25 protein-coding genes and 1 tRNA gene are annotated in these 23,346 nt (G+C 68.2%); 16 read left to right on the forward strand and 10 right to left on the reverse strand.

From position 1 onward, the window contains the following. Nucleotides 1-213 precede the first annotated feature (213 nt). The 4 genes from IXW21_RS17305 to IXW21_RS17320 form a co-directional block, all read right to left on the reverse strand. The gene (locus tag IXW21_RS17305) at nt 214-453 is read right to left on the reverse strand and encodes an acyl-CoA carboxylase subunit epsilon (protein WP_194765483.1); all 240 of its coding nucleotides are present in this window, start codon (nt 451-453) and stop codon (nt 214-216) included. Next, nucleotides 450-2,039, reverse strand: a complete 1,590-nt coding sequence (locus IXW21_RS17310) for an acyl-CoA carboxylase subunit beta (protein WP_416361106.1) — start codon at nt 2,037-2,039, stop codon at nt 450-452. Before IXW21_RS17310 ends, IXW21_RS17305 begins: the two co-directional genes overlap by 4 nt. Before the next feature lie 90 nt (nt 2,040-2,129). Continuing rightward, nucleotides 2,130-3,131 carry a hypothetical protein gene (locus tag IXW21_RS17315; protein ID WP_228528723.1) on the reverse strand — a complete coding sequence of 334 codons (1,002 nt, stop codon included), beginning with the start codon at nt 3,129-3,131 and terminating at the stop codon, nt 2,130-2,132. A 79-nt stretch (nt 3,132-3,210) separates the two neighbouring features. Further along, complete coding sequence (locus tag IXW21_RS17320) at nt 3,211-3,903, reverse strand: NTP transferase domain-containing protein (protein ID WP_194765485.1); 693 nt, start codon at nt 3,901-3,903, stop codon at nt 3,211-3,213. Between the two features lie 253 nt (nt 3,904-4,156). Here IXW21_RS17320 and IXW21_RS17325 point away from each other — a divergent pair, with 253 nt between their 5' ends. From IXW21_RS17325 to IXW21_RS17340, 4 genes are all read left to right on the forward strand, one after another. Beyond that, the gene (locus IXW21_RS17325) at nt 4,157-5,965 is read left to right on the forward strand and encodes an ABC transporter ATP-binding protein (protein ID WP_323742301.1); all 1,809 of its coding nucleotides are present in this window, start codon (nt 4,157-4,159) and stop codon (nt 5,963-5,965) included. Next, the gene (locus IXW21_RS17330) at nt 5,941-6,651 is read left to right on the forward strand and encodes a hypothetical protein (protein ID WP_228528724.1); all 711 of its coding nucleotides are present in this window, start codon (nt 5,941-5,943) and stop codon (nt 6,649-6,651) included. Before IXW21_RS17325 ends, IXW21_RS17330 begins: the two co-directional genes overlap by 25 nt. Before the next feature lie 610 nt (nt 6,652-7,261). Then, entirely contained in the window at nt 7,262-8,101 is an 840-nt protein-coding gene (locus tag IXW21_RS17335) for a hypothetical protein (protein WP_228528725.1), read from the forward strand. 41 nt (nt 8,102-8,142) lie between these two features. Further along, a complete protein-coding gene (locus IXW21_RS17340; protein WP_028503536.1) occupies nt 8,143-8,409 on the forward strand; it encodes a DUF3039 domain-containing protein in 267 nt (88 codons plus the stop codon). A gap of 47 nt (nt 8,410-8,456) precedes the next feature. Here the strand turns inward: IXW21_RS17340 and IXW21_RS17345 are convergent, their stop codons facing one another. Beyond that, on the reverse strand, nt 8,457-9,782 hold the full coding sequence (locus tag IXW21_RS17345) for a nicotinate phosphoribosyltransferase (protein ID WP_194765486.1): 1,326 nt from the start codon (nt 9,780-9,782) through the stop codon (nt 8,457-8,459). Between the two features lie 75 nt (nt 9,783-9,857). Between IXW21_RS17345 and murI the strand changes: the two genes are divergently transcribed. The 4 genes from murI to IXW21_RS17365 all read left to right on the forward strand — a co-directional run bounded on the left by murI (nt 9,858) and on the right by IXW21_RS17365 (nt 13,084). Continuing rightward, complete coding sequence (murI, locus tag IXW21_RS17350) at nt 9,858-10,691, forward strand: glutamate racemase (RefSeq protein WP_194765487.1); 834 nt, start codon at nt 9,858-9,860, stop codon at nt 10,689-10,691. Between the two features lie 48 nt (nt 10,692-10,739). Then, complete coding sequence (rph, locus tag IXW21_RS17355) at nt 10,740-11,474, forward strand: ribonuclease PH (RefSeq protein WP_194765488.1); 735 nt, start codon at nt 10,740-10,742, stop codon at nt 11,472-11,474. Continuing rightward, a complete protein-coding gene (rdgB, locus tag IXW21_RS17360; RefSeq protein ID WP_194765489.1) occupies nt 11,474-12,067 on the forward strand; it encodes an RdgB/HAM1 family non-canonical purine NTP pyrophosphatase in 594 nt (197 codons plus the stop codon). Before rph ends, rdgB begins: the two co-directional genes overlap by 1 nt. A gap of 96 nt (nt 12,068-12,163) precedes the next feature. Beyond that, entirely contained in the window at nt 12,164-13,084 is a 921-nt protein-coding gene (locus IXW21_RS17365) for a cation diffusion facilitator family transporter (RefSeq protein ID WP_194765490.1), read from the forward strand. Between the two features lie 4 nt (nt 13,085-13,088). Here the strand turns inward: IXW21_RS17365 and ligD are convergent, their stop codons facing one another. Then, nucleotides 13,089-15,068 carry a non-homologous end-joining DNA ligase gene (gene ligD / locus IXW21_RS17370; RefSeq protein ID WP_194765491.1) on the reverse strand — a complete coding sequence of 660 codons (1,980 nt, stop codon included), beginning with the start codon at nt 15,066-15,068 and terminating at the stop codon, nt 13,089-13,091. A gap of 58 nt (nt 15,069-15,126) precedes the next feature. On the opposite strand from ligD, the gene IXW21_RS17375 reads away from it, so the two are divergent. Then, nucleotides 15,127-15,981 (forward strand): Ku protein, encoded by an 855-nt coding sequence (locus IXW21_RS17375; protein WP_194765492.1) that lies wholly within the window; start codon nt 15,127-15,129, stop codon nt 15,979-15,981. Nucleotides 15,982-16,012: 31 nt separating this feature from the next. Here IXW21_RS17375 and IXW21_RS17380 read toward each other — a convergent pair whose 3' ends face one another. After that, nucleotides 16,013-16,783 carry a DedA family protein gene (locus tag IXW21_RS17380; protein ID WP_194765493.1) on the reverse strand — a complete coding sequence of 257 codons (771 nt, stop codon included), beginning with the start codon at nt 16,781-16,783 and terminating at the stop codon, nt 16,013-16,015. A 66-nt stretch (nt 16,784-16,849) separates the two neighbouring features. Beyond that, a tRNA-Leu gene (locus IXW21_RS17385) sits at nt 16,850-16,931 on the reverse strand. A 120-nt stretch (nt 16,932-17,051) separates the two neighbouring features. Here IXW21_RS17385 and IXW21_RS17390 point away from each other — a divergent pair. The 7 genes from IXW21_RS17390 to IXW21_RS17420 are packed head-to-tail and all read left to right on the forward strand — an operon-like array spanning nt 17,052 to nt 21,522. Beyond that, nucleotides 17,052-18,236 (forward strand): CpaF family protein, encoded by a 1,185-nt coding sequence (locus IXW21_RS17390; protein ID WP_194765494.1) that lies wholly within the window; start codon nt 17,052-17,054, stop codon nt 18,234-18,236. Further along, nucleotides 18,233-19,090, forward strand: a complete 858-nt coding sequence (locus IXW21_RS17395) for a type II secretion system F family protein (protein WP_194765495.1) — start codon at nt 18,233-18,235, stop codon at nt 19,088-19,090. Before IXW21_RS17390 ends, IXW21_RS17395 begins: the two co-directional genes overlap by 4 nt. Continuing rightward, entirely contained in the window at nt 19,087-20,025 is a 939-nt protein-coding gene (locus tag IXW21_RS17400) for a type II secretion system F family protein (protein WP_194765496.1), read from the forward strand. Before IXW21_RS17395 ends, IXW21_RS17400 begins: the two co-directional genes overlap by 4 nt. 24 nt (nt 20,026-20,049) lie before the next feature. Further along, nucleotides 20,050-20,247 carry a hypothetical protein gene (locus IXW21_RS17405; protein ID WP_194765497.1) on the forward strand — a complete coding sequence of 66 codons (198 nt, stop codon included), beginning with the start codon at nt 20,050-20,052 and terminating at the stop codon, nt 20,245-20,247. A 3-nt stretch (nt 20,248-20,250) separates the two neighbouring features. Next, nucleotides 20,251-20,685, forward strand: a complete 435-nt coding sequence (locus IXW21_RS17410) for a TadE/TadG family type IV pilus assembly protein (protein ID WP_323742302.1) — start codon at nt 20,251-20,253, stop codon at nt 20,683-20,685. Continuing rightward, nucleotides 20,678-21,109 carry a TadE family protein gene (locus IXW21_RS17415; RefSeq protein ID WP_194765498.1) on the forward strand — a complete coding sequence of 144 codons (432 nt, stop codon included), beginning with the start codon at nt 20,678-20,680 and terminating at the stop codon, nt 21,107-21,109. Before IXW21_RS17410 ends, IXW21_RS17415 begins: the two co-directional genes overlap by 8 nt. A gap of 32 nt (nt 21,110-21,141) precedes the next feature. Then, nucleotides 21,142-21,522, forward strand: coding sequence for a hypothetical protein (locus IXW21_RS17420; protein WP_323742303.1), 381 nt, complete (start codon nt 21,142-21,144; stop codon nt 21,520-21,522). Between the two features lie 9 nt (nt 21,523-21,531). On the opposite strand, the gene IXW21_RS17425 is transcribed toward IXW21_RS17420, so the two are convergent. Beyond that, a complete protein-coding gene (locus tag IXW21_RS17425) occupies nt 21,532-22,080 on the reverse strand; it encodes an NUDIX hydrolase (RefSeq protein WP_194765499.1) in 549 nt (182 codons plus the stop codon). Then, nucleotides 22,077-23,306: an MFS transporter gene (locus IXW21_RS17430; RefSeq protein WP_194765513.1), complete on the reverse strand. Its 1,230-nt coding sequence runs from the start codon at nt 23,304-23,306 to the stop codon at nt 22,077-22,079. Before IXW21_RS17430 ends, IXW21_RS17425 begins: the two co-directional genes overlap by 4 nt. Nucleotides 23,307-23,346: the final 40 nt, after the last annotated feature.

Genomic DNA, 23,346 nt, shown 5'->3' on the forward strand with positions numbered 1-23,346 from the left:
TGCGTGGTGCTGGATCAGATCCTGACGCCGCGCGCATCCGATCTGTACCTGCGGGAGGCGACGGCACTCCGTCCGTAGTTCCGGTATATCGGCGCAGAGACCGGAATAGTAATTCCAATCGATGTACTATTGAGTCGGATGCGCCGTTTTGGGGTGATGCGAGTCTGTCTCTCTCGCATCCATGGCGAAGAATGCCTGCGGGCGCGGTCGTCTTCAGCCGGAGAATCGGCCCCAGGGGATGTCTCGGCGCAGCGGAGTCCGCAGAGACCGCTGTGTGCGCATCCAGGCGGATGCCACAGGCTCGTCGGCGACGGCCTCCGCGCTCTCCTGCGCGTAGGCATCGCTGACGACGGCGATCAGAGCAGCGAGTTCCTCGTCCGTCGCGCTGCCGCGGGTGATCTCGATCGTCGGCGGCTTCCGGTCGGACGGACTGGCGTCGGGCTGCCCGGTCACAGCGGGATGTTCCCGTGCTTCTTGGGCGGAAGCTCTGCACGCTTGCCGCGCAGAGCGCGCAGAGCCTTGGCGATGGATACACGGGTGTTCGCCGGCTCGATGATGCCGTCGATCTCGCCGCGCTCGGCAGCGAGGAACGGAGACGTGACGCTGTAGGTGTACTCGTTGGCGAGGCGTGTTCGCACGGCCGCGACGTCCTCGCCCGCTTCCTCGGCCTTCTTGATCTCGTTCCGGTACAGGATGTTGACCGCGCCCTGGCCTCCCATCACCGCGATCTCGGCCGTGGGCCACGCGAGGTTGACGTCGGCGCCGAGCTGCTTGGAGCCCATGACGATGTACGCGCCGCCGTAGGCCTTGCGCAGGATCACGGTCACCATCGGAACGGTGGCTTCCGCGTACGCGTAGATCAGCTTCGCCCCACGACGGATCACGCCCGTCCATTCCTGATCGGTGCCGGGGAGATATCCGGGGACGTCGACGAGAGTCACGATCGGGATCGAGAATGCGTCGCAGAAGCGCACGAACCGGCTGGCCTTCTCTCCGGCCTCGATGTTGAGGGTTCCAGCCATCTGCGACGGCTGATTCGCGATGATGCCGACCGAGCGACCCTCGACGCGACCGAATCCGATCACGATGTTCGGAGCGAACAGCGGCTGGACCTCGATGAAGTCGCCGGCGTCGACGACGTGCTCGATCACCGTGTGGATGTCGTACGGCTGGTTGGGGGAGTCGGGGATGATCGTGTTGAGCGATCGGTCGGTGTCGGTCGTCTCCCACTCGAAGCCGCTCTCATAAGCCGGGATCTCTGCCATGTTGTTGTCGGGCAGGAAGCTGAGGAGAGTGCGCGCGTAATCGAGCGCGTCGTCCTCGTCCTGAGCGAGGTAGTGCGCGACACCCGATCGAGTGTTGTGCGTGAGCGCGCCACCGAGCTCTTCCATGCCGACGTCCTCGCCGGTGACCGTCTTGATGACGTCGGGGCCCGTGACGAACATCTGGCTGGTCTTGTCGACCATGATGACGAAGTCGGTGAGCGCGGGGCCGTACACGGCGCCGCCGGCGGCCGGGCCCATGATGATCGAGATCTGCGGGATGACGCCCGAGGAACGCGTATTCAGACGGAAGATCTCGCCGTACTTGCTGAGCGCGAGCACGCCCTCCTGGATGCGGGCTCCACCCGAGTCGAGGATGCCGATGATCGGCATCCCGTTGGTGAGGGCGAACTCCATGATCTTGATGATCTTGTCGCCCGACACCTCGCCGAGCGAGCCGCCGAAGGTCGTGAAGTCCTGAGAGTAGACCGCGACGGTGCGTCCGTTGATGGTGCCGACTCCCGTGACCACGGAGTCGCCGTAGGGGCGATTGCGATCCATGCCGAAGGCGGTGGTGCGGTGGCGCACGTACTCGTCGAACTCGACGAAGCTGCCGGGATCGACGAGCAGCTCGATGCGCTCGCGGGCGGTCATCTTGCCCTTGGCGTGCTGCTTGTCCTTCGCGATCTTCTCGGCGTCGACAACGGCTTCGTTGTATCGAGCGCGGAGGTCTGCGATTCTGCCTGCGGTGGTCGAGAGTTCGGGCTGTTCCGTCACGGATTCCACCCTATCGTCGGCTCGGCCCCCGCCGTTGGATGCTCGCCACAACGGGGCGCCGAATCCTTTGGTGGGTGTCGAGTGCTCGGCTCACTTCATCGGTGTGGACTCGCCGGTCTCCGCATCCGGTGACGGAGAGCCAGCGTCGGCCGCGAAGGCGTGGCCACCCGGCTCGATCTCGGGGGAGTTCCGCCTCCTGCCGCGACCGACGGACGCGATCCTGCGTCCCGCCCAGCCGACGCCGCGCGCGGCCGACCCCGCCGCACCGGCGACCGCGCCGCCCACGTACTGCGCGCCGTGCAGCATCCGCAGCTCCAGCTTCTCGGAGCCGTCCACCGGCTCCAACTCGAGGGGCAGATCGATGGGAGCAGCCCCGAAGGCGTGGTGGGAGGTGGTGAGCACACGTCTGCCGAGGATGTGGTTGCCGGCGCCGCCGACGGCTGCGCCCACCCCGAACGGCAGCGCCTTGCCGATGAACGACGCGCCGCCCTTCGTGGCGAACTGCTTCACGAACATGCTCTTGAGCTGGTCGACGAGGGGTCCCACGGCAGCTCGAGGGAGCGACTTCGTCACCATCTCGCCCCAGTACGACGATCGCGATCCACCGCGCCCGGTCGCCTGACCGGCCAGCTGTCCGACCAGAGCGACGCCCTCCTTGCCCAGCATCAGCGTCATCACCAGCGCCCGGGCCCGATCGGGGTTGGCCACCGCGATGCCGTGCACTTCGGCCACGGACTGCGCGAGCAGCGCTGTCGACTCGACGAAGCCGACGGTCTCGACGCCGGACAGTGCGAGCGTGATGCCGGTGCCGATACCCGGCACGACGGCCGTCGCGCCGACCGCGGCTCCGCCCGTCGTCACCGCGGCGAGGTAGCGCCTCTCGAGGATCCGGATGATCTCGGCGGGCGTCGCATGGGGATTCCGCAGCCGGATGCTGCGGATGTGGGCCAGCACGAGTGGCCGCTGGATCGACAGGACGCGATCGAGGCCACGGACCATGAGCGGATGCTCCGTGGAGCCCACCGGCGGCACGCCCCTGTCCCACGGAGAGTCGTCGGGGAGGGAATGGATCTTATGCACCTTGGGGGCCATGGATCGATCCTAGGAACACAGGCCGCGAAAACGCCGAAAGCCCGGCACCCTTGACGGGGCCGGGCTTTCGTGAGTGCGATCAGACGAACAGGTTCGCGCGCTCGAGGTCCTCGGCGAAATCGACCTCGACCGCGTACAGGTCGGAGACGTCCATCGGCTCGAGCAGGAGACCGTCTTCGGCGATGGCGAGCTCGAGGCCGCGCTCGAAGTAGTCCTGATCCTCGACGCGCTGCAGCTGGCGCATGAACGCCTTCTTGTTCGCGGAAGAGATGTAGTTGATTCCGACCGCCTCGCCGAGACCGCCCTTGACGGTCTTCGACAGCTCCTTGATGAAGCCCTCGGCTGTGACGGTGTACTTGACCTCTTCGTCGCTGACCTTGGAGGTGTTCACCGTGACGAACGACTGGTCGCGCTCGATGTACGCTGCGGCACGGCCGAGGATCATCGGGTCGAAGACGACGTCGCCGTTCATCCAGAGCACGCCGCCCTTTCCGGTCGCGCCCAAGGCGCGGAGGAGGCTCTTGGAGGTGTTCGTCTCGTCGTAACGCTCGTTGTGCACGTAGTTGACAGCGGGAAAAGCCTCGATGATGGTCTCGGCGCGGTAGCCGACCACGGCGGTGATGCGTGCGTCCGATCCGAAGGCCGCTCGGATGTTGTCGTGCTGCTGGCGCATGATGGTGCGTCCGTCGCTCAGCTCGGTCAGCGGCTTCGGCAGGGCACGGCCCAGGCGCGAGCCCATACCTGCGGCGAGGATGACGGTCTGAAGAGTCACGAGTGCTCCTAAAGGAAGTTGTGTTCACGATCGGTTCACCGATCAGACACTTCGTCGTGCCGAGAGTCATGCTAGCGACAGAGCCTGGGAACATCCGGGCGCAGGCGGCCCCGTTGCCGTTTCGTGACCCAGTACACACCCAACGCTCAGATTCGTCTACCCGGTCTAACTGATATGCCGAGATGCCTTTCGACCTACGGCCAATTGTTTCGGAGAGCCGAAGAAAGTCGGCCCCCGTTGATACCGTAGGACGGTGACTGCCTCCCCCGAAGACCGCCCCGACGAGGTGGCCGACTCCGCGTCGACGCCCACCAAGAAGACGACGGCCCGGAAGGCGCCGGTGAAGAAGAAGACGACTCCTCGCACATCGCCGCGTGCGGCCGCTGAGGATGCCGCCGCCACCGGCGAGGTCGTCATCGAGCCGGTCGTGAAGCAGACGGCCGCAGCTTCGGCCAAGAAGCCCGCAGCCAGCGCTGCGCGGGCTGCGGCGGCGAAGAACTCAGCGCGCACCACGCCGGCTCGGGCGGCGAGGGCCACGACATCGACGGCCCGCGCCGCGGCTGCGCGCACGGCGGCCGCCAAAGCGGCTGATGCCAAGACCACCGCGTCCGAGTCGACGGCGGCGAAGTCGATCACGGCGAAGCCGAGCATGGCGAAGTCGGCCACGGCTGCGAGAACCGCCGCGGCGAAGGCTGCGACCGAGCGGAACGCTGCGGCCAAGAACACGGCACGCACGGCATCGGCTCGTAGCGCTGCGGCCAAGACCGCCGCGGCCAGGGCCGCGGCGACGAAGGCAGCGAAGGCTGAGGCGGCGAGAGTCGCGAAGGAGCAGGCCGTAGCCGCAGAGGTCGGCGCATCTGCAGCCGACCCCACGAGCGTTGACCCGCACGAGCTCGCCGAACCCGCCGCGATCTCGGCGGAGGAGACGCCTGTCGTGGAGCGGTCCGCTGGGGAGAACCCGAAGTCGGAGTTCCCTGGCGACGAGGCGACTCCGGATCACACGCCTCCGGGGGAGGACCCTTTCGAGGAGGTGTCGGTCTCGGAGGAACCTCTCGAGGAGGCGCCCGTCGAGGATGCGCCCGTCGAGGAGGCCCCCGTCGAGGAGGCGCAAGTCGAGGATGCGCCCGTCGAGGACACGACCGCAGACGGATCTGCGGTCACGGAGCCGGAGATCGATGACGCGGTCGTCGCGAGTGACGACACGACCGACGTCTTCGTCCCCCTCGTCCACGAGCACGTCGAGGTCGATTCCTCCGTCGATGAGGGGGCCGGCCCGCGCGATGACGTCGCGTCGGCGTCCGGCGCCGAGGCCATCCGCATTCGCGGGCTGGTGAAGACCTTCGGCGATCACACGGCCGTCAACGGGATCGACCTCACTGTGCCCGCCGGTTCGTTCTACGGGATCGTCGGCCCCAACGGCGCCGGAAAGACCACGACTCTCTCGATCGTCGCGGGGCTGTTGCGGGCGGACCGAGGCGACGTCGTGATCTGCGGTGTCGATCAGAAGTCGAAGCCGCTCGCCGCGAAGCGCATGATGGGGGTCCTTCCCGATCGCCTGCGCACCTTCGATCGGCTGACGGGACGCCAGCTGCTCCACTATTACGGGCTCCTGCGCGGCCTGGCTTCCGATGTCATCGAGAAGCGCGTCGGCGACCTCGCTCGTGCCTTCGACCTCGGCGATGCGCTGAACCGCGTCGTGTCCGACTACTCGGCGGGAATGACGAAGAAGATCATGCTCGCGGGAGCGATGATCCACTCGCCTCGCGTGCTTGTGCTCGACGAGCCTTTCGAAGCAGTCGACCCCGTGTCGTCGGCGGTGATCCTCGACATCCTGCGCGCGTACGTCGCGCACGGCGGCACCGTGATCCTGTCGAGCCACGGTATGGATCTCGTGGAGCGCGTGTGCTCGCGAGTCGCGATCATCGTGGGCGGCGACGTCCTCGCCGAGGGGACGATCGACGAGGTGCGCGCAGGCCAGACGCTCGAAGCGCGCTTCGTCGAGCTCTCCGGCGGCATCGGAGAGGTGGAGGGGCTCGAGTGGCTGCACACGTTCTCCGACTGAGGGCAGCGCTCCTGATCGGTGCGCTTCGCGGCGAACGTCGGGTGCGCACCCTGGTCACGCTCGCCGTCGTCATCGTTATCACCGTGGTGGTGTGCTCGGCGGTCCTCAGCCTCGATGATGCGCCGATCGCGGTCGCACGCACCGTGATCGTACTGGGAAGCGGCGCACTGCTGCTCGGATTCCTGGTGGGGCCGGTGCTCGTCGGCGCCACTGACCAGCTCGACCCACGGCGCTTCGCCGTGTTCGGGGTCGATGAGCGGCAGATGCCGTGGATCCTCGCTCTGGCCTCGTTCGTCAGCGTGCCGAGCGCGGCCGTGGTCTCGGTGCAGGTGAGCGTCTGCATCGTCGCCATCCGTCTGGGCGCCCCGTGGCCCCTCGCCGTGCTGATGACGGCGCTCGCGGTGCTCTCGACGCTGCTCGCGGCACGCATCGGCATGGCGGTGAACGCCCTGCTGCTGCCGGAGCGCCGGTCACGCGAGCTCACGGCGATCTTCGCGCTCGCGCTGATCGTCATCGCCTTCCCCGTTGCGGTCTTCCTGGCCTCATTGAAATGGGACGGAGAGGTCCCGGTGGCCGTCGCTGCACTCACCGGAACCGTCGGGCTCACGCCCCTCGCCGCTCCGTCCTGGTTCGTCTTCGCCGTCGCGACCGCCGTCTGGGCGCCCCGTGGCCCCTCGCCGTGCTGATGACGGCGCTCGCGGTGCTCTCGACGCTGCTCGCGGCACGCATCGGCATGGCGGTGAACGCCCTGCTGCTGCCGGAGCGCCGGTCACGCGAGCTCACGGCGATCTTCGCGCTCGCGCTGATCGTCATCGCCTTCCCCGTTGCGGTCTTCCTGGCCTCATTGAAATGGGACGGAGAGGTCCCGGTGGCCGTCGCTGCACTCACCGGAACCGTCGGGCTCACGCCCCTCGCCGCTCCGTCCTGGTTCGTCTTCGCCGTCGCGACCGACGATGCCGGTGCATGGATCAGCGGTGTGATCGCGGTCGCGACGGCCGTGTTCCTGTGGGTCCTCTGGAGCTGGCTCGTCCGACGCCTGCTCACCACCACCGAGCGCCCTCTGGCGTCGCGCGAGCGCACGGGGCTCGGCTGGTTCGGTCTGTTGCCGTCGAACGCCTTCGGTGCCATCGCCGCACGCAGCCTCGTCTATTGGCTGCGCGATCGCCGCTACATCATGAACCTCATCGTCGTGCCCGTCGCCGGAGCGCTGACGGTGCTCCCGCTTCTGGTCGCGGGAGTGCCTCTCGAGGTCGCCGCGCTGGTGCCGGTTCCGGTCATGGCNCGGTCGCGACGGCCGTGTTCCTGTGGGTCCTCTGGAGCTGGCTCGTCCGACGCCTGCTCACCACCACCGAGCGCCCTCTGGCGTCGCGCGAGCGCACGGGGCTCGGCTGGTTCGGTCTGTTGCCGTCGAACGCCTTCGGTGCCATCGCCGCACGCAGCCTCGTCTATTGGCTGCGCGATCGCCGCTACATCATGAACCTCATCGTCGTGCCCGTCGCCGGAGCGCTGACGGTGCTCCCGCTTCTGGTCGCGGGAGTGCCTCTCGAGGTCGCCGCGCTGGTGCCGGTTCCGGTCATGGCGCTGTTCTTCGGCTGGCTTCCGCACAACGACGTCGCCTACGACTCGACCGCTCTGTGGACTCACGTCGCGAGTGGCGTCCGCGGCATTCCCGACCGGCTCGGACGTCTCGTCCCCGTACTTCTCGTCGCGGTCCCGGTACTCGCCATCGCGGTGCCGCTCACTCTTCTGTGGATCGACGATTGGCGGCTCCTTCTCCCTCTCACAGGGCTCGCCGCGAGTCTTCTGTTCTCGGCGCTCGGTTTCTCGAGCATCGTCTCCGCGCTCGCGCCGTATGCCGTGTCGCGTCCGGGCGACAGCCCGTTCCAGCAGCCGCAGCGTCCGACCTCGCGGGGCGTCTACGGTCCGGCGGCGGCGTTCCTCGGGGCGCTGATCGTCAGCATCCCCACCGGATGGCTGCTCGCGCTGACGATCTCGGAGGGATCGGCGTACGCGCCCGCGACGTTCTGGGCAGGACTCGCGACCGGGCTCGGGGTGGCCGCGATCGGAGTGGGCATCGGCGGGCGGGTCTTCGAGCGCGGGGGCGAGAGACTGATGGAGTTCGTCGAGACGGCTTGAGCACCGCCCCGACGGGCCCGTCGCACGGCTAGACTCACGGGATGAGTACTCCGCTGGACAGCCCCGATCAGGGCGGCGTGGCAACGCTTGATCGCGAACTGGAAGAGCTTCTCCGGGAGGAGAACCTCGAGCCGGGCGACCATGAGCGTTTCTCTCACTACGTCAAGAAGGACAAGATCCTCGAATCGGCGATCACCGGCAAGCCGGTGCGTGCGCTGTGCGGCAAGAAGTGGACGCCGGGACGTGACCCCGAGAAGTTCCCGATCTGCCCCACGTGCAAGGAGATCTACGAGTCGATGGTGGGCTGACGCCCGCTCGATGACGCACGCGTCGATGATACGGGCGAACCGTCCCGTCAGCGCGCGTCGACGAAGACTGTCGGGATGGCCGGATCCGACTTGCTGAGAGCGAGCGCCCGCACAGGAAGCTCCTCTCTGACCCTCAGGTGATGTGTCCGGGCCGACGCGGTGCCCTGCGGGCCCTCAAACGACGTGTCGATCTCGCCGGCCTCCACGAAGACCGTCTGCAGCGCTCGTCCGTCGGGATGCTCCGCCGGGCTGTCGAGTTCTTCGAAGCCGTCGGACACGACGACCGTCTCGGAATCGGCGACGCCGTCGACCAGAGTCCGGAACGCGGCCTTGCGTCCGCCCTGCGACGCCTTGTCGGCTGAGGCCTTCGCGACGCCCACCCAGGCGCCGCTGGGATCCTGCCGCGCCACGAGCTTGTAGACCATGCTCGCCGTGGGGTATCCGGAGCCGGTCACGACCGACGTTCCGACGCCGTACGCGTCGACGGGCGAGGCCGCGAGTGCCGCGATGGCGTACTCGTCGAGATCGCTCGTCACCGTGATGCGCGTGGCTGTCGCCCCCAGATCGTCCAGCAGGGCGCGAACCTCGCCGGCGACGATCGGCAGGTCGCCGGAGTCGATGCGCACGCCTCCCAGGCCGGTGCCGGCGACACGGATGGCCGTCTCGACGCCGGCGCGGATGTCGTACGTGTCGACGAGCAGGGTCGTGTCGGTGCCGAGGCTGGCGATCTGCGAACGGAACGCCTCCTCCTCGGTCTCGTGCAGCAGCGTCCACGAGTGCGCCGCGGTGCCCATCGTGGGGATGCCCCAGCGGCGCCCCGCCTCGAGGTTGCTGGTCGCGCCGAAGCCGGCGATGTACGCCGCGCGTGCGGCGGCCACGGCCGACTGCTCGGCGGCGCGGCGGGAGCCCATCTCGGCGAGCGGGCGTTCGCCTGCGGCGATGCTCATGCGTGAGGCGGCGGTGGCGACGGCGGAGTCGTGGTTGAGCACGCTGAGCGCCAGGGTCTCGAGCACCACGGCGTCGGCGAAGCTGCCCTCGACGGTCAGGATGGGGGAACCGGGAAAGTACAGTTCGCCCTCTCGGTAGCCGCGGATCGAACCCGTGAAGCGGTAGTTCTCGAGATACGTCAGCGAGTCGGCATCGACGATGTCGTTGTCGCGCAGGAACCGCAGCTCCTCGTCGCCGAAACGGAACTCCCGCAGCAGCGACAGCAGACGGCCGGTACCGGCGACGACGCCGAATCGACGCCCTCCGGAGAGGCGGCGGGAGAAGAGCTCGAACACACTCGGTCGCGACGCCGTTCCGTCGCGCAGTGCCGCAGCGAGCATGGTGAGTTCGTAGCGATCGGTGAGCAGCGCCGTGGACGTCGTCATGCGCTCAGCTTAGTGACGACACCCGCTCGGGTTGCTGGGCGTGACGCCCGGTGTACGCGGGTAGGCTGGGGAGTCATGAACGACGCCCCGATCGGAATCTTCGACTCCGGTGTCGGCGGACTCACGGTGGCCCGGGCCATCAGAGCCCAGCTGCCCCGGGAATCGTTCGTCTACATCGGCGACACGGCGCATTCGCCGTACGGCCCGAAACCCATCGCCGACGTGCGTCGCTACAGCCTCGAGGTTCTCGACACGCTGGTCGATCAGGGCGTCAAGATGCTCGTGATCGCTTGCAACACGGCATCCGCTGCGATGCTCCGTGACGCGCGCGAGCGTTATGACGTGCCGGTGGTCGAGGTCATCGGTCCTGCTGTGCGCCGCGCCGTCTCCACGACCCGCAACGGTCGAGTCGGGGTCATCGGAACCGTCGGGACGATCGGCTCCCGCGCCTACCAGGACATGCTCGAGGTGAATGAGCGGCTCGAGGTCTTCACCGCCGCGTGTCCGCGTTTCGTCGAGTTCGTCGAGGGCGGCATCACCGGCACTCCCGAGGTGCTCGCCACAGCCGAGGAGTACCTCGCGCCGCTGCGGAACGCCGATGTCGACACCCTGGTGCTCGGATGCACGCACTACCCGTTCCTCCGCGGCGCCATCAGCTACGTGATGGGGGAGGGCGTCACGCTCGTCTCGAGCGATGACGAGACCGCGGGAGACGTCTATCGTCAGTTGGTCCGCGGTGACCTCCTCGCTTCCCCCGACGCGACCGCCTCGTACGTGTACGAGGCGACGGGAGACTCGACCACCGAGTTCACCGCTCTCGCCAATCGTCTGATGGGCCGGGAGGTGCGCGACGTGCAGCTCGTGCAGACCGGTGTCATCACCCTTCCGGAGCACGCCTCCGGGCTCTGACTCCTCCGCAGCATCCACCTGCTTCTTCCCCTCCATCGAAGGAAACCCATGACCAGCATCGTCCGGGCCGACGGCCGCAGCACCGACCAGCTCCGCGAGATCACGATCGAGCGCGGCTGGAGCAGCCACGCCGAGGGATCCGCTCTGATCAGCTTCGGCGGCACCAAAGTGCTCTGCACCGCGTCGTTCACCAACGGTGTGCCGCGTTGGCTCACCGGCAAGGGCAAGGGGTGGGTGACGGCGGAGTACTCGATGCTGCCGCGCGCGACGAACAGCCGCAACGACCGTGAGAGCGTCAAGGGACGCATCGGCGGACGCACGCATGAGATCTCTCGCCTGATCGGTCGAGCGCTCCGCGCCGTCGTCGACACCAAGGCGCTCGGCGAGAACACCATCGTGATCGACTGCGATGTTCTGCAGGCCGACGGCGGCACGCGCACCGCAGCGATCACCGGGGCCTATGTCGCGCTGGCCGATGCGATCGAGTGGGGTCGGGAGAAGAAGTTCATCGGCAAAAACGCGACGCCGCTCCTCGATTCGGTCGCCGCCGTGTCCGTGGGCATCATCGACGGCGAGCCCATGCTCGATCTCGCATATGTCGAGGATGTCCGCGCCGAGACCGACATGAACATCGTCGTGACCGGCCGCGGGCTCTTCGTCGAGGTGCAGGGAACCGCTGAGGGTGCACCGTTCGACAAGCGCGAGCTCGACGCGCTGCTCGAACTGGGCGTCGCCGGCTGCGCCGACCTGAAGGACGAGCAGCTGAAGGCGCTCGCCGGCTGATGAAGGTCGTCCTCGCCACGCACAATCCGCACAAGGTCGCGGAGTTCCAGCAGATCGTCGCGTCGACGCGTCCGGATCTCGAGGTCGTCGGATACGACGGTCCGGAGCCGGTCGAAGACGGGGTGACCTTCGCGGAGAACGCCCTCATCAAAGCGCGTGCAGCCTCGCAGCACACGGGACTCGCGGCACTCGCCGACGACTCCGGCATCTGCGTCGACGTGCTCGGCGGTTCTCCAGGGGTGTTCTCGGCCTACTGGGCGGGACAGAAGAAGGATGCCGCGGCCAACCTCGAGTTGCTGCTCGACCAACTGCGTGACATCGGCGACCCGCATCGCACAGCGCACTTCACTTCGACGATCGCACTGGTGACCCCGGAGGGCGCGGAGCACGTGGTCGTCGGGAACTGGCCCGGGCGGCTCGCCCCGTCGGCGTCCGGTGGCGGCGGGTTCGGCTACGACCCGATCTTCATCCCCGACGGCCAGCCTGCAGGGCAGGAGCGCACGGTGGGCGACTTCACCGCCGACGAGAAGCAGGCCCAGTCGCATCGCGCCCGCGCGTTCGCGGAACTCGTGCCGTTGCTTGCCATCCTGTGAGGCGCCGCAGACGCTGATCGCCAACTGAGAATCATCACCATTCCCGACTGCGCGCAGACCGGCCGAGCGGCCATGTCGCCGGTCTAGCCTGGAGGCATGCACGATCACGCGCCGGCCGCCGGCGGCATCCGCTCCGCGAGCCATCGTCGTCTTCTGACGATCTCGCTGACCCTGACGGCGACCATCATGGTCGTGCAGGTCGTGGGCGCGGTGCTCACGGGATCCCTCGCGCTGCTCGCTGACGCCGCCCACATGTTCACCGATGCGTCGGCGCTCGTGATCGCTCTGATCGCCGCGGCCGTCGCCGCGCGACCCGCCGACGACCGACGCACGTTCGGCTACCAGCGTGCCGAGGTGTTCGGCGCCCTGATCAACGCGATCATCCTGATCCTGCTCGCCGGATGGGTCGGCATCGAAGCCGTCGGGCGGCTGCTGAACCCGGGCGAGACCGAGGTCGTCGGAGGGCTGATGCTCGTCGTCGCGATCGTGGGCCTCGTGGCGAACGCGATCTCGATGTGGCTGCTGAGCCGTGCTCAGCGCACGAGCATCAACGTACGAGGGGCGTACCTCGAGGTGATGGGTGACCTGATCGGTTCGGCGATGGTGATCATCGCGGCGATCGTGATCGTGACGACCGGATGGATGCCGGCGGATGCGCTCGCGTCGATCATGATCGCCCTGCTGATCATCCCGCGGGCGATCGCGCTGCTGCGTGAGGTGTTCTCGGTGCTCTCCGAGTCGGCGCCCGCCGGAACCGCGGTCAGCGACATCCGTCAGCACCTGCTCGACTACGACGGGGTCGTCGGAGTGCACGACGTGCACGTGTGGCAGCTGACCCGCGGCGCCCCCGTGTTCAGCGCGCACGTCACTGTCGAACCTGCGCTCCTCGCCGATGGTCGGTCGGCGAAGCTGCTGAGTGATCTGCAGTCGTGCCTCGCGCATCATTTCGACGTGGAGCACTCGACCTTCCAGATCGAACCGGCCGAGCAGTCGGACTGCGAACCGCATCACGCATGACGGGTCAGCTCTCGACGGCGACCTCATCGGGGGACTTGTCGGGGCGCAGGCCCCGCCAACGCGAGTGGCGGAGGACGCCGTCGGGCGTCCAGTTCGCGAATTCGACCTCGCCGACCAGTTCCGGCTCGACCCACAGCGCGTCGGAGGCGTCGAGAGCGGGCACGCCGTCGAGCGGCGCGGATTCGACGCGCAACGGTGCGAGGCGTGCGAGCAGGTCGCGCAGCATCCGGTCGGTGAAGCCGGTCCCCACGCGTCCGACGTACCGCAGACGTCCCGAATCCGGCACCGCGAGCAGCAGGGAGCCGAACGTGCCCTCGCGGTCGCCCTTGCCCGGCCGGATGCCGACGATCACGACCTCCTGCATCCGGGTGAGCTTGAGCTTGAGCCAGGCGGGGGAGCGCTGCCCTGCGCGATAGCGGGACGCGGGATCCTTCACGACCACGCCCTCGAGGCCGAACTCGTCGCTCGCGGCCAGGGCGGCGTCGACGTCGTCGAACACCGGTGGCACCTGCATCGGAGCGTCGAGATCCGAGACGACCTCTTCGAGCAGCGTGCGCCGCTGCGACAGGGGCATCGAGCTGAGGTCGTGTCCGTCGAGGCGCAGCAGATCGAAGACCATGTACACGATCGGTGTGCGCACGACCTCTCGTTCGATCTCGCGCGGCCGCGTGAGATGCATCCGGTTCTGCAGCAACGAGAAGCTCGGTCGGCCCTGCCTGTCGAAGGCGACGATCTCCCCGTCGAGGATGGCGTCGGCGACGGGGAGGAACGGTGCGCCGTCCGCGGTGAGCTCCGGGTACCGGCCGGTGATGTCGGTACCGCTGCGGGCGTGCAGCAGCATCCGCCCGTCCGCCCAGGTGCCGATCGCGCGAATGCCGTCCCACTTGACCTCTACCCAGGACGGAGTGCTGAGGCTGCGGGCGATCGCGGGAGTGCCGTTCTCGGCGAGCATGGGGGATACGGATGTCGGGAGGGCGGAGGCCGGGGAGTTCGCCGCGGCAGAGATCCGGACTCGGTGCCTCGCTGTCTCCCTGCGCTGGTCGGGCACGTCTCCCGCGGATGCCTGCGTGCGCGTGGTCTGCACGCGTGGCGCGCTGTCGGTGCGCAGCGGTGCGAGGGGGTCGAGTCCGGATTCGGCGCGCTCCAGCACGGTCGCGAAGTCGAGCTGCGCCAGATCCGGGTCGTCCAGTTCATCCCACGTGCGGGGCGCGGCCACCCAGGGCTGCGCCCGCCCCCGCATCGAGTACGGCGAGATCGTCGTCTTCTTGCCGTTGTTCTGGCTCCAGTCGAGGAAGGCCTTGCCGCCCCGAGCCGCCTTCGCCATGGTGCTGGTGGCGAGGTCGGGGTGCTCGGTCTCGATGAGGCGTGCGATCTCCTTCACGACGGCGGAGATCTCGTCGCTGGTCTGCTGACCGGGAAGCGCCGCATACAGGTGGATGCCTTTGCTCCCGCTCGTGACGGGAACGGGTTCGAGGCCGATGTCGCTCAGCAGACTGCGGGCGATCCGGGCGACCTCCGCGCACCGGGCGAGTCCGACGCCGGGGCCGGGGTCGAGGTCGAGCACGAGGCGGTCGGGCCTGCCCGGAAGTCCGTCCGACGCGAACCGCCATTGCGGTACGTGCAGCTCGATCGCGGCGACCTGCGCGAGCCACACGAGCGTCGGCACGTCTTCGACCAGCGGATACTCCTTCGGCCCGTCAGAGTGGCGGATCTCGTGTCGCGGGATCCAGCTCGGAGCACCCGGTTCGAGCTGCTTGGTGAAGAACGCATCGGCGGGATGCTCGGTGGTTCCCACCCCCTCGACCCAGCGCTTTCGGGTGACCGGTCGGCCGTGGAGCAGGGGGAGGAGGTGGGGTGCGATCGCGGTGTAGTAGGCGATGATCTCGCCCTTGGTCGTGCCGGTCTCGGGGTAGACGACCTTGTCGAGGTTGGTGACGCGCAGACGGCGGCCGTCGATCTGCACAGTCTGCGCCTCCGGAGCCATGACGCCAGCGTAGTCAAGGTACTGGCCGCGACCGGCGCAGCTGGTGTTCACTGGGGGCATGAGAACGATCTGGAAGGGCGCGCTGACCTTCGGCCTCGTGAACGTGCCGGTGAAGGTGTACTCCGCCACCGAGGACCACGATGTGCCGCTGCACCAGGTGCACGAGAAGGACGGCGGACGCATCCGATATCAGCGCACGTGCGAGGTGTGCGGCGAGACCGTCGCCTACGCGGACATCGACCGGGCCTATGTCGAGGAGGGGCAGACGGTCGTGCTCACGAAGGACGATCTGGCGGCGCTGCCCGCCGAGAAGAGTCGCGAGATCGATGTGGTCGAGTTCGTGCCGTCGGATCAGGTCGACCTGCTGACGCTCGACAAGCCGTATTACCTCGAACCCGACTCGAAGTCGCCCAAGGCATACGTGCTGCTGCGCAAGACGCTCGAGCAGACCGACCGCACCGCCATCGTCCGCTTCACTCTGCGTCAGAAGACCCGGCTCGCGGCGCTGCGTGTGCGCGGGAAAGTGCTGGTGCTGCAGACGCTGCTGTGGGCCGACGAGGTGCGCGAGGCGGAGTTCCCGGTGCTCGACGAGGACGTGCGGATCTCGAAGAAGGAGCTCGAACTCTCGGCATCCCTCGTCGACAGCTACTCGGCCGACTTCGACCCGGAGTCGTTCGTCGACGAGTATCAGAAGGAGCTGCGCACCCTGATCGACGCCAAGATCGAGGCGGGCGACACCTTCGACGTGTCGGAGACCTTCGGTGAGACCGAAGGCGATGAGAAGAGCGGCGAGGTCATTGACCTGATGGAGGCGCTGCGTGCGAGCGTGGCACGGACGAAGGCCGCGCGATCGGAGTCGGCCGAGAGCACGGCGAGCACGAAGAAGAGCCCGACCAAGAAGAAAGCGGGCTGAGTCCTCAGCCCGCTTGCTCCGTCGTTCGAGATCAGTGCTTGCCGTCTCCGTCGAAGTCGGGAGCGCGGTCGAAGACCTCGGGGTCGAGCGCGAGTTCCTCGGCTTCGGCGGCGTCGGTCTCGCCCTCACCGGCGAGAGCTTCCTTCTTCGCCTTGTGGCGCTCCGACAGGTAGTGCCAGAGGGTGACGAGGGCGGTGCCGCCGACGGCGGCGAGCAGGATCAGGTCGATGTAGCTCTCGACGAAGTGCGCGACCGGGGGGATGAACCCGATGGCGTAGCCGAACATCGTGAGGCCGAAGCCCCACAGGATCGCGCCGATCAGGTTGTAGAGCGTGTAGCGGCGCCACGGCATGTGGCCGACGCCCGCAGCGACGGGAGCGAACGTGCGCACGATCGGAACGAAGCGGGCGAGGATGACCGTGATGCCGCCGAAACGCTCGAAGAACGCGTTCGTGCGCTCGACATTCTTCTTGCTGAACAGGCCCGATTCCTTGCGTTCGAAGACCGCTGGGCCGCCCTTATGACCGATCAGATATCCGACTTCACCGCCGACGAACGCCGCGAGCCCGATGAGCAGAGCGACGATCCACACGTTGATGCCGAAGACGCCGTGCTCGGAGCCGGCGATCGGGTGCGACAGCAGTCCGGAGATCACGAGCAGGGTGTCGCCCGGCAGCAGGAAGCCCACCAGAAGGCCCGTCTCCGCGAAGACGATGAAGCACACCACCAGCAGTGCCCACGGCCCGGCTGATCCGATGATGGTCGCCGGATCGAGCCAGGGGATGAGAGCGGCGTGATGCATGGGTTTCCCGTCGTAGTGAGGTGTGCGGCGGTACAGACGTCGGTCGCGGGGGATGCGACTGAACGGTGCGGAAGGTGGGACTTGAACCCACACGCCCTGGGGCACAGGAACCTAAATCCTGCGTGTCTGCCAATTTCACCACTCCCGCGCGGTGACATAAGTCTACTGACCGGGGGATCGCGCGTTGCTGAGGATCCGCCGCGCAGCCCGGACAGTGCGCTGTGGATAACTCGGGCGACCGGGAACCGATTGTTGCGAGGATGCTCGGGTGATCCTGCCTGCCGTCCTCGTCTCCGAACGCGTGCGGCAACGTCTGCGCAGCGATGGCACCGACCCCACCCTCGATGCCGGTGCTGCTCGCACGCTCGCGCTCGCCGAGGTGCGTCGGTTCAATGACGTCGCGCTCGCTCGGGGTGAGGCGATGATCGATGACGAGGCCGCGTGCGTGCGCGACGTGCTGGCGGCGGTGAGCGGCTTCGGGGCGCTGCAGTCGCTGCTGGACGACCCCGAGATCGAGGAGATCTGGCTCAACGGCCCGGAGAACGTGCATGTCGCTCGCGGCGGGATCGCCCGCAGGGTCGATCTGCGACTGACCGAGGCGACGCTGCGGGACCTCGTCGAGCGGATGCTGCAGTCGACCGGGAGACGCGTCGATATCAGCCAGCCGTTCGTCGACGCCTCGCTGCCCGACGGGTCGCGTCTGCACGTGGCGATCGCCGACGTGGTGCGCGGCTCGTGGGCCGTCAACATCCGCAAGTTCCTGCCCCGCTTCCGATCCCTCGAGGCGCTCGTCGCGGCAGGGACTCTGCCGCATCATGCCGCCGATCTGCTGCGCGGCGCCATGCGGGAGGGGGCGAGCGTCGTCGTGTCAGGGGCCACGCACGCAGGAAAGACCACGGTCCTCGGCGCGCTGCTCGCCGCGTGTTCCGACACCCAGCGGATCATCACCGTCGAGGAGACCTTCGAGCTCGCGGTCGACGGGCCGGACGTCGTCTCACTGCAGGGGCGGCAGGCGAGTCTCGAGGGCTCGGGAGAGATCACTCTCCGCCGGCTGGTCAAGGAGGCCCTGCGCATGCGGCCCGACCGGCTGGTCGTGGGGGAGGTGCGCGATGCCGAGGCACTGGATCTCGTGCTCGCTCTCAACACCGGTGTACCTGGGGCGGCGACGGTCCACGCCAATTCGGCGTGCGAGGCGCTCGACAAGCTCGCGCTGCTTCCGCTGCTCGCGGGACGGAACATCGACCGGTCGTTCGTCGCGCCGGCGATCGCCGGATCGGTGGATCTCGTCGTGCACTGCGTGCGCGACGACGACGGCGCGCGGCGGATCGCAGAGGTGATCGCCCCGACCGGTGCCGTGATCGACGGGCACATCGTCACGCGGTCCGTCTATGCGCTCGACGACCGTGCTGCGAGGCACGCTACCGCGTGGCGGCGGGTCGGTGCCCACGCATGACCGCGCTGCTCGGAGCGATGCTCGCCGCCGGACTCCTTCTGGTGGTGTCGCCGTGGCTGTGGCCACATCGGCCGGAGGTGCCGCAGACGCCACGTCGTGGTCCGCTCGCCCGGACTCTCGAGGAAGCGGGTCTCGGGTCGGTGCGACCTCGATCGCTCGTGATCACCATGCTCGCGGCGGGACTCTCTGCGGCATCCGCGGCCTGGCTTCTGACCTCCATCCCGGTTCTGGCTGCTCTCGCCACCGTCGCCGGAGGCGCGGCTCCCGTGGTCGCTCTCCGTGCCCGCCGGCTGCGCCTGCGCAAGACCCGTCGTCAGGTATGGCCTGATGTGTGCGATCTGCTGATCGCCTCGATCCGTGTGGGAATGTCGCTGCCCGACGCGGTGGCCGGTCTCGCCGAGTCCGCTCCTGCGATGATGCGCCCCGCGTTCGCCTCGTTCGCGCGAGATCTCCGAGCCACGGGACGCTTCGAGTCGGGCCTGGATCGACTGAAGACCGCTTTGGCTGATCCGATCGCCGATCGGATCATCGAGACGTTGCGTATGGCTCGACAGGTCGGCGGCACCGAGCTCAGCGGGGTGCTGCGTGCGCTGTCAGCCTCCGTGCGCGCAGATGCGGCTCTGCGCGGTGAGGTCGAAGCGCGCCAGTCGTGGATTCGCGGTGCCGCGGTGCTCGGCGCCGTCGCTCCCTGGGTGATTCTGGCTCTGCTGGTGATGAGGCCCGAGGGTGCCGAGGCGTACGGGACTCCGGAGGGGATGCTGGTCATCTGCCTCGGCGCGTTCGTCTCGGTCGTCGCCTACCGCGTGATGATCCGGATAGGACGATTGCCGGAACCGGGCAGGTGGTTCGGATGAACGCGTTCTCCGCACTTTCGCTGTCGATGCTCATCGGGGGTGCGCTGGCCGCAGGAGTGCTGTGCATCATCAGCGCGCTGCCACGGTGGGGCGCACTCTCCCTCGCGCGCCGAATCGGCCCCTACGTGCGCGATGTCGTGCGCGATGCCGACCTGCCGCCAGGCGTACTGCCTGCGGCGCCGGTGCTTCCCGCGGGCAGCACGTCGCCCTGGATGCGCGTGCAGGAGGCGTTCGGCCGTGCCATGGGGAGTCGGGAGGCGCTGCAGCACAGGCTGGCTCAGGCGGGAATCGGCATGGATGCCGCGACCTTCCGCGGCCGCCAGCTGGGGTGGGGCGTCGCCGGCACCGGAGCCGGAGCGGCGGCCCTCATCGTCCTCGTGCTCACCGGTCGGATGACCGCTCCGGTGTCGCTGCTGCCGCTGCTGGCGGGTGCGGGCGCCGCAGCCGCCTATGAGACGCAACTCAGCGCGCGCGTGTCCATTCGACGCGGACGTCTGACGGATGAGCTGCCCACGACGCTCGAGTTCCTCGCCCTCTGCCTGTCGGCGGGCGAAGGGTTCCTCGATTCGCTCCGACGCGTCGCGTCGGTCGGCTCTGGGGCGCTCACGATCGAACTGCGTGCAGTGGTCGTCGCCGTCGGCACGGGGTCGTCACTCGCCGACGCCCTCGGCGATCTCGCGATCCGTCTGCAGCTGCCCGGCCTGACACGGGCGGTCGACCAGGTGATCGCCGCACTCGAACACGGCGCACCGCTCGCTGCCGTCCTGCACGCGCAGGCCGGCGACGCTCGGGAGGACGCGAAGCGTGTGCTGATCGAACAGGCGGGTCGCAAGGAGATCCTGATGCTTCTGCCGCTCGTCTTCCTCATCCTGCCGCTCTCCGTGCTCTTCGCCATCTATCCCGGACTGTTCATCCTGCGACTCGGCATCGGCTGAGCGCTCAACGAAAGGACGATCTCCATGACCCTTCTTCGACGCCGGTGGGCGGCTGCCGCCGGATGGATCCGAGACCTCGCGGACGACGACGCCGGCGACGTGCCGGGATGGGTGCTGGTCACACTCATGACGGCAGGGCTCGTCGTTCTGATCTGGGCGGTGGCAGGACCGGCGTTGAGCGAGCTGTTCGAACAGGCCATCGCGCGTGTCTCCGGGATCTGACCTGTGAGGCTCGGGCACCACGGAGCGGTGATCGACCTCGGTCGTCCCAGGCGGCCGTTGGACGACCGAGGCTCGAGCCCCGTCGAGTTCATCCTGGTCGGCACTCTCCTCACCGTGCTGACGCTCGCAGTGATGCAGCTCGCTCTCGCGGTGTACGTCCGGAACGTCGTGCATGACGCTGCAGTCGAGGGTGCGTACTTCGCTGCGCTCGCGGACACGACACCGGCGGAGGGGGCCGAGCGCGCGCGGGAGGTGATCACGCGCGCCGTCGGCGCGACCTACGCCGACGACATCACCGTCGTCGGAGAGTCGATGCTCGGTCAGCCCACCGTGCGCGTCACGATCACTGCGCCTCTCCCTGTGATCGGTCTGCTCGGGTTGCCTCGCTCTCTCACTGTCGAGGCAGCCGCGCCGAAGGAGACCTTCGGAGATGGATGACGAGGGCTCTGCTGCCCTGGAGTTCATCGCCGTGGGGGTCATTCTGCTGGTCCCGCTGGTGTACCTGATCATCGCGCTGGGGGCGATTCAGGAACAGGCGCTCGGCGTGGAGGCCGCCGCCCGGCACACGATGCGTGCGATCGCCCTCGCGCCGAGCGCAGAGGCGGCAGAGACGCGTGGCGAGCAGGTGCTCGCGAGCGTGGTCGAGCAGTACGGCCTCGATGCCGGGTCGCTCGAGATGTCGATGACGTGCCCTGGAGAGGAAGGAGAGTGTCCGCGGGCAGGAGAGACCGCCACGCTCACGATCACTGCGGATGTGTCGCTCCCGCTGATCCCCGCCGTCTTCGGTCTGGAGAATGCCGCGACGATCGCCGTCGAGGGATCCTCCGTGCAGAAGATGTCGCGCACCTGGGGTGAGCAGTGAGTGGTCGGGACCGACGTGACGATGAGGGAAGCGTGCTGCTTCTCACGCTCGGTTACGCACTGCTCGCCCTCGCGCTCACCTTCGTCTGCGTGTGTGCGACGGATCTCTACATCGCGCAGAAGCGTCTCGACGACCTTGCGGATGCCGCGGCGCTCGCCGGAGCCGACGGATTCACGCTCAGCGTCGACGGTTCGACGATTCTCGCCGAGCTCACGGATCAGCGGGTGCGGGAGCAGGCGGCAGCGGTGATCGATGGGGCGCCCGAGGCCGTGACGCTCGTGTCTGCCGCGGCCGAGGGGGTCTCGGCGCGGGTGACCATCGCTTCGCCGTGGCATCCTCCCCTGCTGTCGCTGTTCATCCCCGACGGAGTCGACCTGCAGGCGACCGGCACGAGTCGCACGGCGGTGCGGTGAGCGTGGGAATCAGGCGACCATGCGGTCGAGCATGGCGCGCACTCGCACGTCGAAGCCCGCCGGTGCATCGTGCGGGAGTGCGTCGACGGGCCACCACCGCACATCGCCGGACTCGTCGCTCACGGTGAGTGGCGATTCCGTCGGGACGACCAGACCGATCCCGACATCGAGGTGCGAGGCGCAGCGTCCGAAGGCGGTCGACAGCGAGTGGTGGTCGAGGTCGTAGACGAGCGGTGCTGCCGGACGCGTCGCGATGAGTCCCGTCTCCTCCGCGAGCTCGCGCAGCGCCGCGTCGACGATCGAGGAGTCGTCCTCGAGGTGACCGCCCGGTTGCACCCAGAACCGCCCCTTGCCGTGGAACACCAGCGCGATCTGCGTGAGAGAGGAATCGAACACGAACGCCGACGCCGTGGCGTGGCTCGGGCCGTCTCCCCGAAAGACAGGACCTGCATCGTTCGAGAAAAGGCGGGTGAAGTCCGCCAGCTCCAGGCGGTCGCGCGCAGACCGGGGAGAGTAGCCGGCGACCAGAACTCGCATGTCCGCGCCCAGCGTGGTCATCGCTCCTCCTTCGCCCGCGGGACGAACCGGGGGATCCATCGCAGGAACCCGCCCGCTCCGACGATTCCGATCACGCCCATCGCGGCCGCAGCGATCGGGAGCGAGGCGACGGCGATGATGCCGGAGACGAGCAACGGGGCGATCGCGCCGCCGGCATCCGTGAGAGTGCGCCACGAGCCGAGAAACGCGGCAGGTTCCGTCTTCGGTGCGACGTCGGCGCCGAGGGTCAGCAGGATGCCGCTCGACAGGCCGTTGCCGACCCCGAGGACCGCCGCGAACATGCCGAACCAGAGCACAGCGGCATCGAGGTCGTGCGTGACGGACAGCGCGAGGAAGCCGGCACCCATCAGCAGCATGGCCGGCATCGCCGCCCACAGCCTCCCGAAACGGTCCATCACCTGGCCGCTCGCGTAGAACAGAGCGAAGTCGATCGCTCCCGAGACCCCGACAACGAGGGCGATCGTCGAGGAATCGAGGCCGAGGGAGAGCCCCCACAGAGGCAGGACGACCTGACGGGCCGAGCGCACCGCGGAGAGCGATGCTGCCGCGAGACCCAGCCGCCCGAGCACGCTCCTCTGCACCCACATCGTGCGGAACACCCCGGCGCGCGCCGCGATCGGAATCGACCCCGTGACGACCTCGCCGGAGCCGTCGGAGAGGGGAGCGGTGCGGATCGCGGTCGCCGCGGGGATGGTCTTCTCAGGGTCGGGGCCGAACAGCACGAGAAGCACCATCACCATCAGGCAACCCAGGAAGAACCAGATCGCGGCGATCTCGGAACCGAACAGCTGCAGCAGCCCTGCGGCGACGAAGGGGCCGATGAAGACGCCGAGGCGGAAGCTGCCGCCCAGGAGCGACAGAGCGCGGGCGCGGAAGGCGAGGGGGACTCTGGTCGTCATGAACGCGTGACGGGCGAGGCCGAAGGCTGCCGCGCAGAAGCCGAGGAGGAAGACGGATGCCGCGAGCACGGTGAGAGACGGGGCGAACACCATGCCGATTCCGGCGGCGATCGCCACCGTGCCGGCGATGACCATGGTGAAACGCTCGCCGATGCGTGACACCGCCCATCCCGCAGGAACGTTGCCGCACAACTGACCCACGACGAGAGCCGAGGCGACCAGGGCCGCGAAGGCGACGTCGGCGCCCATCTCGGCAGCGATCACCGGGATCAGCGGGATGACCGCGCCCTCGCCGAGCGAGAACAGCACCGTGGGGAGGTACACCATCGGCCCGAATCGCTTCAGGACCGTGGATGCAGTGCTCACT

Source organism: Microbacterium sp. UFMG61 (assembly GCF_015354505.1).
Lineage (GTDB): Bacteria > Actinomycetota > Actinomycetes > Actinomycetales > Microbacteriaceae > Microbacterium.

What these genes read in the sequence shown, in the direction of transcription:
- IXW21_RS17315 (WP_228528723.1), bottom strand. Translation starts at nt 3,131, where the DNA reads ATGGCCCCCAAGGTGCATAAGATCCATTCCCTCCCCGACGACTCTCCG.
- IXW21_RS17340 (WP_028503536.1), top strand. Translation starts at nt 8,143, where the DNA reads ATGAGTACTCCGCTGGACAGCCCCGATCAGGGCGGCGTGGCAACGCTT.
- IXW21_RS17345 (WP_194765486.1), bottom strand. Translation starts at nt 9,782, where the DNA reads ATGACGACGTCCACGGCGCTGCTCACCGATCGCTACGAACTCACCATG.
- murI (WP_194765487.1), top strand. Translation starts at nt 9,858, where the DNA reads ATGAACGACGCCCCGATCGGAATCTTCGACTCCGGTGTCGGCGGACTC.
- rph (WP_194765488.1), top strand. Translation starts at nt 10,740, where the DNA reads ATGACCAGCATCGTCCGGGCCGACGGCCGCAGCACCGACCAGCTCCGC.
- rdgB (WP_194765489.1), top strand. Translation starts at nt 11,474, where the DNA reads ATGAAGGTCGTCCTCGCCACGCACAATCCGCACAAGGTCGCGGAGTTC.
- IXW21_RS17365 (WP_194765490.1), top strand. Translation starts at nt 12,164, where the DNA reads ATGCACGATCACGCGCCGGCCGCCGGCGGCATCCGCTCCGCGAGCCAT.
- ligD (WP_194765491.1), bottom strand. Translation starts at nt 15,068, where the DNA reads ATGGCTCCGGAGGCGCAGACTGTGCAGATCGACGGCCGCCGTCTGCGC.
- IXW21_RS17375 (WP_194765492.1), top strand. Translation starts at nt 15,127, where the DNA reads ATGAGAACGATCTGGAAGGGCGCGCTGACCTTCGGCCTCGTGAACGTG.
- IXW21_RS17380 (WP_194765493.1), bottom strand. Translation starts at nt 16,783, where the DNA reads ATGCATCACGCCGCTCTCATCCCCTGGCTCGATCCGGCGACCATCATC.
- IXW21_RS17395 (WP_194765495.1), top strand. Translation starts at nt 18,233, where the DNA reads ATGACCGCGCTGCTCGGAGCGATGCTCGCCGCCGGACTCCTTCTGGTG.
- IXW21_RS17400 (WP_194765496.1), top strand. Translation starts at nt 19,087, where the DNA reads ATGAACGCGTTCTCCGCACTTTCGCTGTCGATGCTCATCGGGGGTGCG.
- IXW21_RS17405 (WP_194765497.1), top strand. Translation starts at nt 20,050, where the DNA reads ATGACCCTTCTTCGACGCCGGTGGGCGGCTGCCGCCGGATGGATCCGA.
- IXW21_RS17415 (WP_194765498.1), top strand. Translation starts at nt 20,678, where the DNA reads ATGGATGACGAGGGCTCTGCTGCCCTGGAGTTCATCGCCGTGGGGGTC.
- IXW21_RS17425 (WP_194765499.1), bottom strand. Translation starts at nt 22,080, where the DNA reads ATGACCACGCTGGGCGCGGACATGCGAGTTCTGGTCGCCGGCTACTCT.
- IXW21_RS17430 (WP_194765513.1), bottom strand. Translation starts at nt 23,306, where the DNA reads ATGGTGTACCTCCCCACGGTGCTGTTCTCGCTCGGCGAGGGCGCGGTC.